General features: G+C 68.9%; 15 protein-coding genes. 11 read left to right on the top strand and 4 right to left on the bottom strand.

Going from position 1 to position 17,648, the window contains the following annotated elements; translation table 11 throughout:
* Positions 1–3 precede the first annotated feature (3 nt).
* The 3 genes from ABB55_RS17875 to ABB55_RS17885 all read right to left on the bottom strand — a co-directional run bounded on the left by ABB55_RS17875 (position 4) and on the right by ABB55_RS17885 (position 3,820).
* Positions 4–1,092: an ABC transporter ATP-binding protein gene (locus ABB55_RS17875; protein ID WP_054360008.1), complete on the bottom strand. Its 1,089-nt coding sequence runs from the start codon at positions 1,090–1,092 to the stop codon at positions 4–6.
* A complete protein-coding gene (gene glpD, locus ABB55_RS17880) occupies positions 1,089–2,642 on the bottom strand; it encodes a glycerol-3-phosphate dehydrogenase (RefSeq protein WP_054360009.1) in 1,554 nt (517 codons plus the stop codon). The genes ABB55_RS17875 and glpD overlap by 4 nt, the downstream gene beginning before the upstream one ends.
* Before the next feature lie 386 nt (positions 2,643–3,028).
* The gene (locus tag ABB55_RS17885; RefSeq protein WP_054360010.1) at positions 3,029–3,820 is read right to left on the bottom strand and encodes a DeoR/GlpR family DNA-binding transcription regulator; all 792 of its coding nucleotides are present in this window, start codon (positions 3,818–3,820) and stop codon (positions 3,029–3,031) included.
* A gap of 335 nt (positions 3,821–4,155) precedes the next feature.
* On the opposite strand from ABB55_RS17885, the gene ABB55_RS17890 reads away from it, so the two are divergent.
* The 8 genes from ABB55_RS17890 (at position 4,156) to ABB55_RS17920 (ending at position 12,845) form a co-directional block, all read left to right on the top strand.
* The gene (locus ABB55_RS17890; RefSeq protein WP_054360011.1) at positions 4,156–5,166 is read left to right on the top strand and encodes an extracellular solute-binding protein; all 1,011 of its coding nucleotides are present in this window, start codon (positions 4,156–4,158) and stop codon (positions 5,164–5,166) included.
* 321 nt (positions 5,167–5,487) lie between these two features.
* Positions 5,488–6,510 carry an ABC transporter ATP-binding protein gene (locus tag ABB55_RS17895; protein ID WP_054360012.1) on the top strand — a complete coding sequence of 341 codons (1,023 nt, stop codon included), beginning with the start codon at positions 5,488–5,490 and terminating at the stop codon, positions 6,508–6,510.
* Complete coding sequence (locus ABB55_RS17900) at positions 6,507–8,237, top strand: ABC transporter permease subunit (RefSeq protein WP_054360013.1); 1,731 nt, start codon at positions 6,507–6,509, stop codon at positions 8,235–8,237. The genes ABB55_RS17895 and ABB55_RS17900 overlap by 4 nt, the downstream gene beginning before the upstream one ends.
* 131 nt (positions 8,238–8,368) lie before the next feature.
* Complete coding sequence (locus tag ABB55_RS17905; RefSeq protein WP_054360014.1) at positions 8,369–10,444, top strand: ATP-dependent helicase; 2,076 nt, start codon at positions 8,369–8,371, stop codon at positions 10,442–10,444.
* Between the two features lie 61 nt (positions 10,445–10,505).
* Positions 10,506–10,814 carry a type II toxin-antitoxin system TacA family antitoxin gene (locus ABB55_RS17910; RefSeq protein WP_054360015.1) on the top strand — a complete coding sequence of 103 codons (309 nt, stop codon included), beginning with the start codon at positions 10,506–10,508 and terminating at the stop codon, positions 10,812–10,814.
* Positions 10,811–11,383, top strand: coding sequence for a hypothetical protein (locus tag ABB55_RS17915; protein ID WP_054360016.1), 573 nt, complete (start codon positions 10,811–10,813; stop codon positions 11,381–11,383). The genes ABB55_RS17910 and ABB55_RS17915 overlap by 4 nt, the downstream gene beginning before the upstream one ends.
* Before the next feature lie 345 nt (positions 11,384–11,728).
* The gene (locus tag ABB55_RS30435) at positions 11,729–11,890 is read left to right on the top strand and encodes a DUF1127 domain-containing protein (protein WP_160321261.1); all 162 of its coding nucleotides are present in this window, start codon (positions 11,729–11,731) and stop codon (positions 11,888–11,890) included.
* Positions 11,891–12,077: 187 nt separating this feature from the next.
* Positions 12,078–12,845 (top strand): HAD family hydrolase, encoded by a 768-nt coding sequence (locus ABB55_RS17920; RefSeq protein ID WP_054360017.1) that lies wholly within the window; start codon positions 12,078–12,080, stop codon positions 12,843–12,845.
* A 36-nt stretch (positions 12,846–12,881) separates the two neighbouring features.
* Here the strand turns inward: ABB55_RS17920 and ABB55_RS30955 are convergent, their stop codons facing one another.
* Positions 12,882–13,145, bottom strand: a complete 264-nt coding sequence (locus ABB55_RS30955; RefSeq protein ID WP_054360018.1) for a response regulator transcription factor — start codon at positions 13,143–13,145, stop codon at positions 12,882–12,884.
* Between the two features lie 222 nt (positions 13,146–13,367).
* Here ABB55_RS30955 and ABB55_RS17930 point away from each other — a divergent pair, with 222 nt between their 5' ends.
* The 3 genes from ABB55_RS17930 to ABB55_RS17940 form a co-directional block, all read left to right on the top strand.
* Positions 13,368–14,321 (top strand): LysR family transcriptional regulator, encoded by a 954-nt coding sequence (locus tag ABB55_RS17930; RefSeq protein WP_054360019.1) that lies wholly within the window; start codon positions 13,368–13,370, stop codon positions 14,319–14,321.
* Positions 14,309–15,064: a cobalt-precorrin-6A reductase gene (locus tag ABB55_RS17935; protein WP_054360020.1), complete on the top strand. Its 756-nt coding sequence runs from the start codon at positions 14,309–14,311 to the stop codon at positions 15,062–15,064. Before ABB55_RS17930 ends, ABB55_RS17935 begins: the two co-directional genes overlap by 13 nt.
* 2,084 nt (positions 15,065–17,148) lie before the next feature.
* The coding region (locus ABB55_RS17940) for an IS110 family transposase (RefSeq protein ID WP_160321262.1) at positions 17,149–17,648 on the top strand (500 nt) is incomplete at its 3' end.

Genomic DNA, 17,648 nt, shown 5'->3' on the forward strand with positions numbered 1-17,648 from the left:
CCCTCAGGCCGCCGCCGCGCCGGTCGGGGCGGCCGCGAGGCGCCCGTCCGTGCCGAAGACGAAGAACCGGTCCGGGTCGAGATGGATGTCGATCACGGTCTCCGGCAGGTATTCGACGACGCCCGGCACCAGTGCGATCCAGCGTTCCGCCCCGACATCGACATGGATGAAGCTCTCCGAACCGGTGATCTCGGTCACCGCCACCGTGGCGGAGACCCGGATGGCATGCGGGCTTTCGGCGCCGAGCGTGACGTGGTGCGGCCGGAAGCCGAGCCAGTAGTCGCCTTCGGCGAGCGCCGCGAGCGGCCCGGTGGCCGGCCTGTTCAGGACCTGGCCGAGCGACATCTGCCCGCCGCGGATCGCCATGCGGGCGAAGTTCATCGGCGGGTCGGAGAAGATCTCGGCCGTCGCCCGGTCATCCGGCCGGCGGTAGACATCGACCGTCGGGCCGAACTGGGTGATGCGGCCTTCGCGCAGGGTCGCCGTATTGCCGCCGAGCAGCAGCGCCTCGGTCGGCTCGGTGGTCGCATAGACGAAGATCGCGCCGGTCTTGTCGAAGATGCGCGGCAGTTCCACGCGCAATTCCTCGCGCAGCTTGTAGTCGAGATTGGCGAGCGGCTCGTCGAGCAGGACCAGGCCGGCGCCCTTGACGATGGCGCGGGCGATCGCGGTGCGCTGCTGCTGGCCGCCGGACAGTTGCAGCGGCGTCTTGTCGAGCTGCGATTCGAGCCGCAGCAGTGCCGCCGCTTCCATGACCTTGCGGTGGATTTCGGCCTTCGGAGCGCCCTTCACGCGCAGCGGCGAGGCGATGTTCTCGTAGACCGTCATGGACGGATAGTTGATGAACTGCTGGTAGACCATCGCGACATTGCGCTCGCGCACGGGCAGGCCGGTCACGTCGACGCCGTCCATGGTGATGCGGCCGGCGGTCGGCCGGTCGAGCCCGGCCATCAGGCGCATCAGGCTGGTCTTGCCCGACAGCGTCGGGCCGAGCAGCAGGTTGATGGTGCCCTTTTCCAGCGTCAGCGTGGTCGGGTGGATGTGGGTCTCGGCGCCGACCACGCGCGACACGTTTTCGAGGCGAAGCGTCACGACCGGCCTCCCTGGGCGGCCAGCACCGCGCCGGTTGCGACATCGCCGCGGCGGGCGGCCATATAGGAGTCCAAGGCGGCGACCTCGTCAGGTTTGAAGCGCAGGCCGAGCTTGGAGCGGCGCCAGAGGATGTCCTCGGCGGTCTCGGCCCATTCGGTCCGCATCAGGTGATCGACCTCGCGGGCGGTCAGGTCGGCGCCGAACAGGCGGCCGAGGTCGGACAGGCTGCGCGCGTCGCCGAGCATGGCGAGCGCCTTGGTGCCGTAGTATCGGAACAGCCGCGCCGCGTGCCGCTCGCTCAGATAGGGATGGCGCGTCCGGATCTCGGCGATCGCCGCCGGCACCGCGGCGACCGGGATGCCGCCGCCGGGCAGGTGACCCGTATCGGTCCAGGGCGCGCCCATGGTCGGAAAGAAGGGGGCGAGCTTCTCGAGCGCGGCTTCGGCGAGCTTGCGCGCCGTGGTGATCTTGCCGCCGAAGACGTTGATCAGCGGCGCCTGGCCGTCGCCGCCCTCGAGCTTCAGGACATAGTCGCGCGTCGCCTCCTGGGCCTTGGAGGCGCCGTCGTCATAGAGCGGGCGCACGCCCGAATAGGTCCAGACCACGTCGGCGGGCTTGACCGGCTTGACGAAATAGGCGCTGACCGCCTCGCACAGATAGGCGATCTCGGAGGCGTCGATCGCCGCCTCGCCGGGATTGCCGCGATAGTCGAGGTCGGTCGTGCCGATCAGCGTGAAATCCTGCTCGTAGGGGATCGTGAAGCAGATGCGGCCGTCGGCATTCTGGAAGATGTAGCAGCGGTCGTGGTCGTAGAGCCGCGGCACCACGATATGGCTGCCCTTGACCATGCGGACGCGGTCCGGGTCGTTGCGGCCGAGCGCGCCGCCGAGGAATTCCGACACCCACGGGCCGGCGGCGTTGACAAGGGCCCGGGCGCGGATCTCCGAGATCGCGCCGGTGCGGCGGTCCTCCAGGCGGACGCGCCACAGGCCGTCCTCGCGGCGGGCGGAGACGACGCGGGTGCGGGTGCGGATGTCGACCCCGCGATCGGCGGCGTCGCGGGCATTCATCACGACGAGGCGGGCGTCCTCGACCCAGCAGTCCGAATATTCGAAGCCGAACCGGAATTCGGGCCGGAGCGGCTTGCCGATCGGATCGGTCCGCAGGTCGACCGCTCGCGTGCCGGGCAGGATCTTGCGGCCGCCGAGATGGTCGTAGAGGAACAGGCCGAGGCGGATCATCCAGCGCGGCCGCAGGCCGCTGTGGTGGGGCAGCACAAAGCGCAGCGGCCAGATGAAATGCGGCGCGGCGCGCAACAGCACCTCGCGCTCGATCAGCGCCTCGCGGACCAGCCGGAATTCGTAATATTCGAGATAGCGCAGGCCGCCATGGACGAGCTTGGTCGAGGCCGACGAGGTCGCGCTGGCCAGGTCGCCCTGTTCGGCGAGAAGAACGGTCAGCCCCCGGCCGGCCGCGTCCCGCGCGATGCCGCAACCGTTCACGCCGCCGCCCACGACCGCGAGGTCGTAGCTTCGCTCCGCCACTCCCATTTCCATTCCCTCCCGGGGTCGCCACAACGGGGACCCTCGCACGGCGCGGTCGAGCCCGCCGCTTTCGGGAGGATGCTGTTCGAAGCAAAAACGAAAGTCAAACGAAAAAATCGAACGTGACGCCTCGCATCGGTGCCTGCGAATCGTCGATCCGCCCGATCCGCTCCGAAAGCGGCTGTTCCGTCGAGCGGGGGGCACGGGAGAGCAGCGGTCGCGACCATCGGCCCCCGGGGGCGGGCGAGGGGATGTCGCGCCTTTCGAACGCGTGGCGCCGGCCTGGTGCGATCGCGGCTTTCGAACGTGTGGCGCCGGCCCGGTGCTAGCGCGGCTTTCGAACGCGTGGCGCAGGCCGGGTGCGATCGCGCCTTTCGAAGGCTTGGCGGGGGCTAGGCCTCGTCGCGTCCGTCGGTCTCGGAGGCGGCGACCTCGACGGTCACGTCGTCGCGCCGGCAGATGTCCATCAGCGCATCGGACGGGCGCCGGTCGGTGACGAATACGTCGACCTGCGAGATGTGACCGATGCGGACCGGCGCCGAGCGGGTGAATTTCATGGAATCGGCGACCAGGATGACGTGGCGCGCATTCTCGATGATCTTCTGCGAGACGCGCACCTCGCGATAGTCGAAGTCGAGCAGAGATCCGTCCTCGCCGATCGCCGAGGCGCCGATGATCGCATAGTCGACCAGGAACTGGCTGACCAGATCGATGGTCGCCTCGCCGACGATGCCGCCGTCGGTGCGCCGGACCAGGCCGCCGGCGACGATCACCTCGACCCGCGGGCTCGGCAGCAGGATCGAGACGACGTGAATGTTGTTGGTGATGACCAGCAGGCCCTCACGGCCGACCAGCGCGCGGGCGACCTCCTCGGTGGTCGTGCCGATATTCATGAACAGCGAGGCTTCGTTCGGGATCAGCGCCGCGGCGCGCTGGCCGATCGCGCGTTTCTCCGCATTGGCGAGCTGCCGACGCGCCTCGTAGGCGACGTTCTCGACGCCCGACGAGAGAATGGCGCCGCCATGGGTGCGGGTCAGCAGGCCGCGGTCGCAGAGTTCGTTCAGATCCTTGCGGATGGTCTGCGGCGTGACGGTGTAGCGCTCGGCCAGATCGTCGACCGAAACCCTGCCGATCTGCCGGGCGAGCGCGAGGATCTGGGTCTGACGCGGCGACGGCAGGAACATGGGGGCGCGCTCCCTGGTGCTTTTGCGGCAGGAGACGGCGGCGCGCGGCCGCTGTCAAGCATGCGAAACCAAACGAAAATATCCGAACCGGCCGGCTTTCGCCCCACGGGCGGGCGAAACATCTCGTCCGAAACACGCTTTGCGGCGCGATTCTGAAATTTACTTTTCACGACGATTTTGTGACAGTCGGGACGCAGGCTGGCCATTGGGGGTCGGACGACCGGATAGGCTTCAGGCGTGGGAGCGCCGCCGCCGGACGGAACGAGAGGCGGCCGACCGACCATGGCGGGGCCGCTCGACCGGGGCCGGCCAACTGAAGGTAGGGGAGTGTGATTATGGTGAGCCCGATCAAAAGCCTCGCGACCCTTGGCGTCGCGATCCTGGTAACGACCGGCCTTGCGCGGGCCGGCGAGATCACCGTCTACACCGCCTATGAGGAGGATGAGATCAAGGCCTACGTCCAGGGCTTCAACAAGGCCAATCCGGACGTGAAGGTCAACGTGCTGCGCCTGTCGACCGGCGACCTGGCGGCGCGCATCGTCGCCGAGGCGGAGAACCCGAAGCACGACGTGATCTGGGGCTTTGCGGTCACCAACATGGTCGACCCGCGCATCCTCAATTCGCTCGAAGCCTACAAGCCGAAGGACGCCGACAAGCTCGACGCCAAGTTCCGCGACGCCCAGGACCGCTGGGTCGCGACCACCGGCTACATGGCCGCCTTCTGCGTCAACACCGAAGTTCTGAAGGCCAAGAACCTGCCGATGCCGACCAGCTGGCAGGATCTGCTGAAGCCCGTCTACAAGGGCGAAGTCGTGATGCCGAACCCCGCCTCCTCGGGCACCGGCTATCTGCAGATCGTCGCGCTGCTGCAGGGTCTCGGCGAGGAGAAGGGCTGGAAATACCTGAAGGACCTGGACGCCAACATCAATCAGTACATCAAGTCCGGCTCCAAGCCCTGCCGCTCGGCCCGCGCCGGCGAGTTCGCCATCGGCCTCTCCTACGAATTCGTCGCCATCAAGTCGATCGCCGAAGGCTTCCCGATCAAGATGGTCATTCCGTCCGAAGGCGCCGGCTACGAGCTGGAGGCGAACGGTCTCGTCAAGACGGCGAAGAACAAGGCCGATGCCAAGAAGTTCCTCGACTGGTCGGTCTCGACCCAGGCGGTCGAACTCTACTCGGCCTACAAGGGCATCGTGACCATCCCGGGCGGCAAGGTCTCGGAAGAGGCACAGAAAGCCGGCCTGCCGGCCAATGTCGCGCCGATCCTGTTCAAGATGGACTTCGAGGCCTCGGCCCGCAACCGCGACGCGATCCTGACGCGGTGGAAGAAGGACATCGAGCGCTGACGCGCCGCTGATCTGGTCGCGCCGTCGCTCCCGGTCCGCCCGTCGCGGCCGGTGGGCTCGGTGCGGACACGGGTGGCGGACGCCAACCGGGCCGGCGCCGCGTCCGGCGGCGCTCCGGAGCGGGCCTTGCCGACCCGTTGCGGGCTCGCGGGGCCGTGTCCACGACATCAATGGCGCGGCCCTGGCGGGCCGGGCCGGCGGTCGGCGCCGCCCCGCGGCGATCGGGGCGGTCACGATCGGGGCCGCGGCCGCCAACGGTCTGATCTGCCCGCCGCCTCCCGCCGCTTCGCGCCTTCGTCCCGCCCATCCAGGAGCCTGCCGGTGCATCTTTCGATCCGAGCCCTCACCAAGCGCTTCGGCACCGTCACGGCGCTCGACCGGGTCGATCTCGACATCCGGGACGGCGAGTTCGTCTGCCTGCTCGGGCCGTCGGGCTGCGGCAAGACCACGCTGCTGCGCATCGTCGCCGGCCTCGACGACGCCTCCGACGGGCGGATCGATCTCGACGGCACCGACCTGACCGTCGTGCCGGCCCGCCGGCGCGGCTTCGGCATCGTGTTTCAGTCCTATTCGCTGTTCCCCAACCTGACGGTCGCCGAGAATGTCGGTTACGGGCTGAAGCTCCGGAAGGTCGCGCGGGCGACCATCGACGAGCGGGTCAAGTCCCTGCTGGCGCTCGTCGAACTGCCGCAGATCGCCGGCCGCTTTCCGCATGAATTGTCCGGCGGCCAGCAGCAGCGCGTCGCGCTCGCCCGCGCGCTCGCCGTCGAACCGAAGCTTCTGCTGCTCGACGAACCGCTCTCCGCCCTCGACGCCAAGGTGCGCCTGCAGCTGCGCGATGAAATTCGCGCCCTGCAGCAGCGTATCGGCGTGCCGACCCTGATGGTCACCCACGACCAGGAGGAGGCGCTGGCGGTGGCCGACCGCGTCGTGCTGATGCGTGCCGGCCGGATCGAGCAGGAGGACGCGCCGGAGCGCATCTATCTGCATCCGAAGACGCGCTTCGTCGCCGAATTCGTCGGCCACATGAACTTTCTCGGCCCGGCCGACCGCGACCGGCTCGGCGCGCCGCTGCTGGTCGAGGGCGATCGCACGCCGACCGAAGGCTGCACCGCCGGCATCCGTCCCGAACATGTCGCCCTCGATCCGGCCGGCGCCGAGGGGCCGAACCGCTTCCAGGGCCGGGTCAAGTCGAGCCATTTCCTCGGCGCGACCACGCGCACCGTGGTCGATGCGGGCGGCGTCGAGATCATCGCCGATCGCGCCGGCGGCGCCGTCGAGCCGGTCGGCAAGCCGGTCGCGGTGCATCTGCCGGTCGCACGGGTGACGGAGCTGCGCCCGTGACCGCGCCCGCCTCGGCCATGACGCCGGCGTCCCCCGGTGCGGGGCGCGGCCCCGGCCCCGCCCCGGGCCCAGGACGCGGCACCGGCGCCCTCGACGGCGACCGGCTGTTCCTGATGCTGGTCGGCCTGACGGTTCTGGCGGGGCTGGCGATCTTCATCGCCTGGCCGATGATCGTCGTCTTCCTGAAGAGCGTCGCGGTCGGCAGCGGCTACGGTTTCGACAACTACACCAAGGTCTTCTCGGCGCCGAAATTCTGGACCATCGTCGGCCACAGCCTGACGGTCTCGGCAACCGTGACGGTGATCACGGTCGTGCTCGCCTTCATCTATGCCTATGCGCTGACCCGGTCGGCGATGCCGATGAAATGGCTGTTCCGCGGCATCGCGCTGCTGCCGGTCTTCGCGCCGTCGCTCGTGCAGGCGCTCGGCCTCGTCTTCCTGTTCGGCCGCAACGGCATCATCAACCGCACCTTCGGGCTCGACATCAAGATCTACGGCTTCTGGGGCGTGGTCACGGCCGACGTGCTCTACTGCTTCCCGCAGGCCGTGCTGTTGCTGGTCACCGCGCTCTCGGTCGCCGATGCGCGTCCCTACGAGGCCGCGACGGTGCTCGGCGCCGGGCCGGTGCGCAAGTTCTTCGACGTGACGCTGCCGGGCGTGAAGTTCGGCCTGCTCGCGGCGGCCTTCCTGGTCTTCACCATCGCGATCACGGATTTCGGCAACCCGATGGTGATCGGCGGCGACTACACGGTGCTCGCCAACGAGATCTACAATCAGGTTTCCGGCCAGATGAACTTCCAGCTCGGCTCGGTGGTGGCGATCGTGCTGCTGCTGCCGGCGCTGTTCGCCTTCCAGATCGAACGCATCGCCAATCGCCGCCAGTTCGCGCTGGTCGGCGACCGTTCGGTGCCGCTGGTGCCGCGTCGGGCGCCGCTGTTCGACGGCGCCATGCTGGCCGCCGCGACCCTGATCGCCATCCCGATCCTGGCCGTGGTCGGCATCGTCATCTATGCCAGCTTCGTCAAGACCTGGCCCTACAACATGACCTTCACGCTCAACAACTACACCCAGAACACCGCCCAGAACGGGCTGCAGTCGCTCTGGAACAGCGTGGTGGTGTCGCTGATGGCGGCCGGCATCGGCGTCGTGCTGGCCGCGGCCGCCGCCTGGGTGGTGGCCAAGGACAAGGGGCCGGTCGGCCGCGTCGTCAACGCGCTCGGCCTCCTGCCGGCGGCGATCCCCGGCATGGTGCTCGGCTTGGCTTACGTGTTCGCCTTCAATGCCGCCGGCGGCGTGATGGCGCTGCTCTACGACACGCTGCTGATGCTCGCGATCTGCAACGTGTTCCACTATTTCTCGCAAGGTCTCCTGACCGCCTCGACCAGCCTCCGACAGATCTCGAAGAGCTTCGACGAAGCCTCGAGCTGTCTCGGCGGCAGCGCCTTCGACACGCTGCGCCATGTCACCGTGCCGCTGGTGCTGCCGACCCTGATTTCCGTCGGCGTCTTCTTCTTCATGCGCTCGATGGTCACGCTGTCGGCGATCATCTTCCTGATCTCGCCCGGCACGGGGCTCGCCGCCGCCACCGTCATGCTGCTCGACGATGCCGGCTCGACCACCCATGCCGCCGCCTTCTCGACCCTGATCATGGCCGTCGTGCTGGCCGCTCTGGCCATCCTGAAGCTCGTCGAGCGCCTGTTCGCCCGCCCGGGCCGCCCCGGCGCCTGACCGGCGCCGTCCTTTCGGTTCGCCTATTCGCCTGATCGGACGGCCCGGCGGCCTGACATTCAAGCCGTCGCTTGCGAACAAAACCAGAATCAGCAACAGTGCCGGCTCGCGCAGGCGACCGCACGGGGACAATGACGCAGGCCCATCTCGAGACGCTCAATCCCGACCAGCGCGCCGCCGTCGAGCACGGCCTGGAGGCCGGGAGCGGCGGCGCGGCGCCGGCCGGGCCGCTCTTGGTCATCGCCGGGGCCGGATCCGGCAAGACGGCGACGCTCGCCCACCGGGTCGGGCATCTGATCCTGAACGGCGCCGATCCGCGCCGGCTGCTGCTTTTGACCTTCTCGCGCCGCGCCGCCGGCGAGATGGGCCGGCGGGTCGAGCGCATCCTGCGCCAGACGCTCGGCGAGGCGGCGGCTTCGGCGGCGACGGTCGCCTGGGCGGGGACGTTCCACGCCGTCGGCGCCCGCATCCTGCGCGACTATGCCCGCGAGCTCGGCCTCGATCCGGCCTTCACGATCCACGACCGGGACGATTCCGCGGATCTGATGAACCTCGTCCGCCACGATCTCGGCCTGTCCGCCAAAGCCAGCCGCTTCCCGACCAAGCAGACCTGCGTGACGATCTATTCGCGCGTGGTCAATGCCGAGGCCGAACTCGGCCCGACCTTGCGCACCCACTATCCCTGGTGCGTCGAATGGGAAGACGACCTGAAGCGGCTGTTCGGCCACTATGTCGAGACCAAGCAGAAGCATAACGTACTCGATTATGACGACCTGCTGCTCTACTGGGCCGGGTTGCTGGGCGATCCGACGCTGGCGGCGGATCTCGGCGGCCGCTTCGACCATGTGCTGGTCGACGAATACCAGGACACCAACCGCCTGCAGGGCGCGATCCTCGCGGGCCTGAAGCCGGACGGGCGCGGCGTGACGGTGGTCGGCGACGATGCCCAGTCGATCTATTCGTTCCGCGCCGCGACGGTGCGCAACATCCTCGACTTCCCCGGCCAGTTCGAGCCGCCGGCACGGGTCGTCACGCTGGCCCGGAACTACCGCTCGACGCGGCCGATCCTGGCGGCCTCCAACGCGGTGATCGGGCTCGCCAGCGAGCGCTTCGCCAAGGAATTGTGGTCGGACCGGTCCGGCGGGGGCCGGCCGGAATTGGTCACGGTGCGCGACGAGGCCGATCAGGCCCGTTTCGTCGCCGAGCGCGTGCTGGAGGCGCGCGAGGCCGGCACGGTGCTGAAGGATCAGGCGGTGCTGTTCCGCACCTCGCACCATTCCGGCCCGCTCGAAATCGAACTGGCCCGGCGCAACATTCCGTTCGTGAAGTTCGGCGGGCTGAAATTCCTCGACGCCGCCCATGTCAAGGACCTCTTGGCGCTGCTGCGCTTTGCCGAAAATCCGCGCGACCGGGTCGCCGGCTTCCGCGTCATCCAGATCCTGCCCGGCATCGGCCCCGCCCATGCCGGCCGCGCGCTCGACCGCGTCGCCGAGGCCGAGGATCCGGCCGAGGCGCTCGAGGTCTTCGAGCCGCCGGCGCGTGCGGCCGAAGACTGGCGCGATCTCGCCGCCCTCTACCGGCGCCTTGTCGCGCGCGAGGCGGACTGGCCGGCCGAGCTCGATCTGATCCGGCGCTGGTACCGCCCGCATCTGGAGCGCCGCCACGACGACACAGCGCCGCGCAGCGCCGATCTCGACCAGCTGGAGCGGATCGCCGCCGGCTTCCCGACGCGCGAGCGCTTCATGACCGAGCTGACCCTCGATCCGCCGGCCGCCGCCAGCGACGAATCCGGTCCGCCGCTGAAGGACGAGGACTATTTGATCCTGTCGACGATCCATTCGGCCAAGGGCCAGGAATGGGCCCAGGTCTTCGTGCTCAACGCCGTCGACGGCTGCCTGCCGTCCGATCTCGCCACCGGATCGTCGGAGGAGATCGAGGAGGAGCGGCGGCTGCTCTATGTCGCCATGACCCGCGCCAAGGACCGGCTCGCCCTGATCACGCCGCAGCGCTTCTATACCCACGGCCAGCCGTCCGGCGGCGATCGCCACGTCACCGCCGCCCGCACCCGCTTCATCCCGGGCGCCATCCTGCCGCATTTCGAGCTGGTCGCCTGGCCGGCCCCCGAATCCCTGTCCGTCCGCGGCACCCGCCCCGAACTCTCCATCCGCCTCGACATGGCCGCCCGCATGCGCGGCATGTGGCGATAGGGAAGGGGTTTTCTCGTACGTCAATCCGACGTACACTCGAACGGCCATGGGAGAGCGGACGATGCAGGCCTTCGACGACACGACCGCGGATATCGACGAGCGCAACGAGGCGCGCATGAATTTCCGCACCAAGCCGCGCATCAAGAGCGCCATCCAGCGGGCGGCCGCCCTGGCCGGCGTCGACGATTCGGTCTTCACCATGAATGCGGCCTACAAGGCGGCCCTGGAGACGATTGCGGCCCACGAGCGCACGCTGCTGCAGCCGGTCGATCACGCGGCCTTCTTCGCGGCGCTCGATGCGCCGGCCGAACCCACCGAGGCGCTGAAGGACGCCTTCCTGCGGCATGGCGCCAGCGTGTCGTCGCGGTGAGTCCCGGGCCGGCCGATGGCCCCTATCGGATCGAGCCGCTCGATCCGGAACGGCATGACCGGTCGGCCTTCTCGTGTGGTGTCGTTCAGGTCGACAACTACTTCAAGAAGACGGCAAACAAGCTGGCCCGCGCCAACAACACGCGGGTCTACGTGCTGTCCGCACCGAGCGGCGACGTGATCGGCTTCTACGCCATCAACGCCCATGCGGTCGCCTATGCGGATCTGCCGGCATCCTACGCGCGAAACCGCCCCGCGCATGGCCTGATCCCGGCGGCCTTCATCGCCATGATCGGCCGCGACGAGCGCTACCGCGGCGGCGGCTTTGGCGGGTTGCTTCTGGCCGACGCCCTGAAGCGCATCGCCCGCGCGGCCGACGAACTCGGCATCGCGGTCGTCCTGCTGGATGTGCTCGATTGCGGGCAGCCGGAACGGGTCGCGCAGCGCAAGGCGCTCTACGCCGCCTTCGGATTCCAACCCCTGGCCGCCCAACCGCTGCGCATGGTGCTGCCGATTCACGTGGTTCGCACGCTGCTCGCCGATATCGAGCCGGCGCCCGCCGCGCTCTGAGCGGCGAGGGACGGTTCACGGCTCCGACCGGAACAGGCCGATCCCGGTGCCGCCGCCGTATGGACGGCCGATCGCAGACCTCGGGATCTCAAGCCGGCGCTCTCGCCGAGGCCGATTCGGCCGGCCGGCGAAGTTCGGCACATTCGTCCATTTGATATGCGAGAAATGAACATTTTCTGAACAGCCTGCCCTTTAGTCATGCAATTTGGCCATGGCTGCGCTTACGAACTCGTCACTTTTCCCAAACGGTCAAAGAGACTATCTAGGCGTCATGTTGCAGCGCACCCGATACGGACGTTGAGCTGCACACCCGTTTCGAACCAAACCGAACCCGTAGGTGTCATCATGTCGCTCTCCCGCTTCGCTTCCAACATCCGCACCTCTCTCGAGCGCTTCCACAGCTATCGCGAGGCCGTACGCCAGCTTGCCGCTCTCGACGACCGTCAGCTGCAGGACATCGGCGTCGAGCGCGGCCGCATCCAGGAGATCGTCCGCGGCGGTCGTTGATCGTCCGGTCCGAAAGCGATCCGAACTTTTTCGAAAGCCCGCCCGCGCCCCGCGCCGGCGGGCTTTCGCATCTGCGAGAGACTGCGTACCGGCGGCACCGGACCGGGTCGATCGGTCGACTTTCGCGGATCGGGCGAAGCCGGTAGGGTGGGGTCGATCTGCCGAACCCACCAGTCGCGAGCCCTCCGTGCCCCGTCTCGATATTGCCGGCCATGTCCGGGACATCGATCTCGTCGTCTTCGACAAGGACGGCACGCTGATCAATTTCGACCATCTCTGGGCCGGAAAGATGATCGCCGCGATTGCGGCGACGCTCGACGAGGCGTCCGTCGGGGCGGCGCGCGACGCCGATCTGGAGGCCGATCTCTATCGCACGCTCGGGGCCGACCCGATCTCCCGGCGCGTCGTGCCGGAAAGCCCGCTGGCGGTGGCGTCGATTCCGGCGCTGACCATCGTCTGCGCGGCGGTGCTCTATCGGCACGGCCTGCCCTGGCATGAAGCGGAGACGATCGCCGGGCGCGCCTTCCGGCCGGTGTTCCAGGCGCCGCCGACGACGACCGAAATCCGCCCGGTCGGCGACGTGGCCGGGCTGATGCGCGGCCTCGCCGCCGCGGGCGCGCGGCTCTCGATCCTGACCACCGACGACCGGCTCGGCACCGTCGCGACGCTGCCGATTCTCGGCGTCGAGCGGCTCATCGACGCGATGGTGTGCGGCGACGATCCGATTCCCGCCAAGCCGGAGCCGGACGGCTTGCTGCATCTCGCGGCGTTGGCCGGGGTCGAACCGTCCCGGGTGCTGATGGTCGGCGACAGCGCCGGCGACATGGTCACGGCCCGGCGCGCCGGGGCCGCGCTGGCGGTCGGCGTGCTGTCGGGGACCAGCCGCGCGGATCACTTCGCCGGCCATGCCGACGTGATCGTGCCCGACATTCACGCGATCAGGCTGGCGTCCTGACGCCCGTCAATGCCCGCCGTTGCCGCGGACGCTCGTTCAGCCCATCCGGCCGGCGCGGGCGAGCAGCGTGACGGCACCGATCCGTCCGTTGACGCCGAGCGCGCGATAGGCCGCGCTGATATGCGCCTTGGCGGTCGAGGCGCTGATGCCCATGCGGTGGGCGATCTGCTTGTTGAGCAGGCCCTCGGCCAGAAGTTCGATGGCGCGGCGCTGCTGTGCGGTCAGATCGGCGAGCGGATCGGCCTCGCGGGCCGACAGGCGGCGGGACGGGGTATCGGATACGGCCTCGACCAGGGACATCAGCTTCCTCCAAACGCGACGGATACGGCCTTGTCCTGCCCGTGGCCGCAGCCCTTCGGGTGGTCCAGTCCTGGCGCGACGGCGTCTGGGGATGCCATGGCGGCGGCTGGAGCGGCCGCCGGGTTTTTCCCGGAGTCCTGAGGTTGGGGTAGCAGCGCGACCCGGGCCCTTGTAGCCGAATGATTCGCGACCTAATGTGCAAACCTGCACAATGAGGCTGCCGTGGCGCGACCGGATTGGGGAGATTTCCAGGTATTCCTGGCCGTGGCGCGCAGCGGCCAGATCAGCCGGGCCGGCCAGCAGCTCGGCCTCGACCATGCCACGGTCGGCCGCCGCATTGCCCGGCTGGAGCGCAGCCTCGCCGCCCACCTGTTCGACCGCTCGCCGCGCGGCTACCAGCTGAACGATGCCGGCGAGCGCCTGCTGGCCCGCGTCGAGGCCATGGAATCGGCCGTCTACGGCGCGCAGGGCGATGTCGGCGGGGTCGATCTGGAGCTTTCCGGCACCGTGCGGGTCGGCGTGCCTGACGGCTTCGGCACCATGTTCCTGGCCCCGCGCATCGGCGCTCTGTGCCGTGCGCATCCCTCGCTCGAAGTGCAGGTCGTCGCGGTGCTGCGCCCGTTCAACCTGTCGCGGCGCGAGGCCGACATCGCCATCGGCCTGTCGATCCCGGAGGCCGGCCGGCTGGTCGGGCGCAAGCTGACCGACTACAGCCTGCATCTCTACGCGACCGAGGCCTATTTCGCCGAACGCGGCCATCCGCAGTCGGCCGCCGACCTGCGCCGCCATCGCGGCATCGGCTATATCCAGGACCTGATCCACGCGCCCGAATTCGAGATGCTGACCGAGATCGGCACCGGGCTGAAGCCGCGCTTCACCAGCTCCAACCTGATCGCCCAGCTCCACGCCACCCTGGCCGGCACCGGGCTCTGCCTGTTGCCCGACTTCCTGGCCGCCGGCTTCCCGGCCCTCACGCGCGTGCTGCCGGCGGAGGTCGAGGTGATGCGCAGCTTCTGGCTGATCATGCACCAGGACACGCGCGATCTCGCCCGCATCCGCGTGACCGCCGATTTCATCCGCGATTGCGTCGAGGCCGAGCACCGGCTGTTCCTGCCGGGCCTGTCCCTGCCCGGCGCGGGCCGCGACGCGACGGAGACCGCGCCATGCGCGTCCTGATCCTCGGCGGCACCACGGAGGCGAGCCGGCTGGCGCGATTGCTGGTCGGAAGGCCCGATCTCGCGCCCGTCTTGTCGCTCGCCGGCCGGACCGAGGCTCCGGCGGCCCAGCCGATCCCGACGCGGATCGGTGGTTTCGGCGGCGTCGCGGGGCTCGTCGCCTATCTGCGCGCCGAGGCGATCGAGGCGGTCGTCGACGCGACGCATCCCTTCGCGGCGGTCATGTCGCGCTATGCCGCCGACGCCTGCCGGATCGCCGGCGTGCCGCTCTGCGCCCATTCGCGCCCGCCCTGGGCGCTCGCTCCGGGCGACCGCTGGATCGAGGTCGCCGACAATGCCGCCGCGGTCGCGGCGCTGGGCACGGAACCGCGACGGGTGCTGCTGACCATCGGCCGGCTCGGGGTCGCCGCTTTCCGCGCCGCGCCGCAGCACCACTATGTGATCCGCAGCATCGACCCGCCGCCGGCCGAGGACATGCCGCCGGACGCCCGGCTGGTGCTCGATCGCGGCCCCTTCGACGAGGCTGCCGAGACGCAGCTGATGCGCGGCGAACGCATCGACGGGCTGGTGACCAAGAATTCGGGCGGGACGGCCACCTATCCGAAGATCGCCGCGGCGCGCGCGCTCGGCCTGCCGGTGATCCTCGTCACCCCGCCCGCGCGCCCCGACGTGCCGATGATGACCGATCCCGATGCGGTCCTCGCATTCCTGGACCGGCACCGGCGCGGCGCGCCGCCGGGCTGAACGCGCGCCGGATCGGTATCCCGGGTACCAACCCCGCATCCCCGGACAAGGCCCGTGAGGGCCGCCGATCCGGGGCTCACTCGCCCTGCGGCGGCATCAAGGTCGTCAATTAAATCACAATCTTGCTGCACGTTGGCAGCCGAGTGGGTCCCGGCTCTGCGCTGGCGCTTCGGCCGGGAATGCGGTGCGAGATTGGGCGCTCTCTGCCAGCTCCATGGGCTCGCCCAGATCTCCCGGCCGCATCCCCGGACAAGGCCCGTGAGGGCAGCCGATCCGGGGCCCACTCGCCCTGGGGCGGCATCAAGATTGTCAATTAAATCAGAATCTTGCTGCACGTTGGTAGCCGAGTGGGTCCCGGCTCTCCGCTGGCGCTTCGGCCGGGAATGCGGTGCGAGATTGGGCGCTCTCTGCCAGCTCCATGGGCACGCCCAGATCTCCCGGCCGCATCCCCGGACAAGGCCCGCGAGGGCCGCCGATCCGGGGCCCACTCGCCCTGCGACGGCATCAAGATCGTCAATTAAATCAGAATCTTGCGGCAAGTTGGCAGCAGAGTGGGTCCCGGCTCTGCGCTGCGCTCCGGCCGGGAATGCGGTGGGAGATCGCGGATCTGTTCCCAAATCCATCGCGTGCCCTTTCCCAGATCAGGGGACCCGCCGCAATCTTGCGGGCCGCATCCCCGGACAAGGCCCGTGAGGGCCGCCGATCCGGGGCCCACTCGCCCTGCGGCGGCATCAGGATCGCCAATTAAATCAGAATCTTGCGGCACGTTGGCAGCAGAGTAGGTCCCGGCTCTGCGCTTCGCTCCGGCCGGGAATGCGATGGGAGATTGGGCGCTCTCTGCCAGCTCCATGGGCACGCCCAGATCTCACGGGCCGCATCCCCGGACAAGGCCCGTGAGGGCCGCCGATCCGGGGCCCACTCGCCCTGCGACGGCATCAAGATCGTCAATTAAATCAGAATCTTGCTGAAAGTCGGCAGCAGTGTGGATCCCGGCTCTGCGCTTCGCTTCGGCCGGGAATGCGGTGCGAGATCGGGCGCTCTCTGCCAGCTCCATGGGCACGCCCAGATCTCCCGGTGCATCCCCGGACAAGGCCCGTGAGGGCCGCCGATCCGGGGCCCACTCGCCCGGCGACGGCGTCAAGATCGTCAATTAAATCAGAATCTTGCTGCACGTTGGCGGCAGAGTGGGTCCCGGCTCTCCGCTGCGCTCCGGCCGGGAATGCGGTGCGAGATTGGACGCTCTCTGCCAGCTCCATGGGTACGCCCAGATCTCCCGGCCGCATCCCCGGACAAGGCCCGTGAGGGCCGCCGATCCGGGGCCCACTCGCCCTGCGACGGCATCAAGATCGTCAATTAAAACAGAACCTTGCTGCACGTTGGCAGCAGAGTGGGTCCCGGCTCTGCGCTGCGCTCCGGCCGGGAATGCGGTGGGAGATCGCGGATCTGTTCCCAAATCCATCGCGTGCCCTTTCCCAGATCAGGGGACCCGCCGCAATCTTGCGGGCCGCATCCCCGGACAAGGCCCGTGAGGGCCGCCGATCCGGGGCCCACTCGCCCTGCGGCGGTATCAGGATCGCCAATTAAATCAGAATCTTGCGGCAAGTTGGCAGCAGAGTGGGGCCCGGCTCTGCGCTTCGCTCCGGCCGGGAATGCGATGGGAGATCGCGGATCTGTTCCCAAATCCATCGCGTGCCCTTTCCCGGATCAGGGGACCCGCCGCAATCTCGCGGGCCGCATCCCCGGACAAGGCCCGTGAGGGCCGCGGATCCGGGGCCCACTCGCCCTGCGACGGCATCAAGATCGTCAATTAAATCAGAATCTTGCTGCACGTTGGCAGCAGAGTAGGTCCCGGCTCTGCGCTTCGCTTCGGCCGGGAATGCGGTGCGAGATCGTTGGATCCCTGTGTGTGCCGGGTGTGGCATTGTGGGTTGGCGGGCGGGAGATCGTTGGGTCCCTGGTCGTTGTCGACCGTGAGCCGGCTGTGATCCCCGCCCGCCTGCAAATACCCAGCCTGAACAGTTGATCGGGGCCGTTGCCGCGGACCCCGCAGCACAGGGGTAGGCGCCATGAAGATACACCCTGACGTGATCGGAATCGACGTCTCCAAGATGGTCCTCGACGTCTACGAGGGCCGGTGCGGCACGTGGCGGCAGATCGGCAACGATGACAAGGAGATCGAGGCGTTCGTGGACGGCCTGGCCGGCCTCGGCGTCCTGGTCGTCCTGGAGGCCACCGGCCTCTACGACCGCAAACTCCGCCGGGCGCTCTCGGCGGCCGGCGTCCGCTTCACCCGGGTCAATCCGGAGCGGGCGCGCAGCTTCGCCCGCGCGACCGGCCTGCTCGCCAAGACCGACAAGGTCGACGCCCGCATGCTCGCCGCCTTCGGCACCCGGCTGGAATGCCGGCTCGAGCCGGCGCCCGATCCCGACCGGGAGGCCCTGAACGAAGCCAACCGCCGTCGCGACCAGCTCGTCGCGATGCGGCAACAGGGAAAAGAACCGGCTCGCCGAGGGAAGCGAGGGCTGGCAGGAGAGCATCCGGCGGATGATCGAGGCCTTCGACCGGGAGATCGCCACCTGCGAAG

The sequence above is a fragment of the Prosthecodimorpha hirschii genome (assembly GCF_001305515.1).
GTDB lineage: Bacteria > Pseudomonadota > Alphaproteobacteria > Rhizobiales > Ancalomicrobiaceae > Prosthecodimorpha > Prosthecodimorpha hirschii.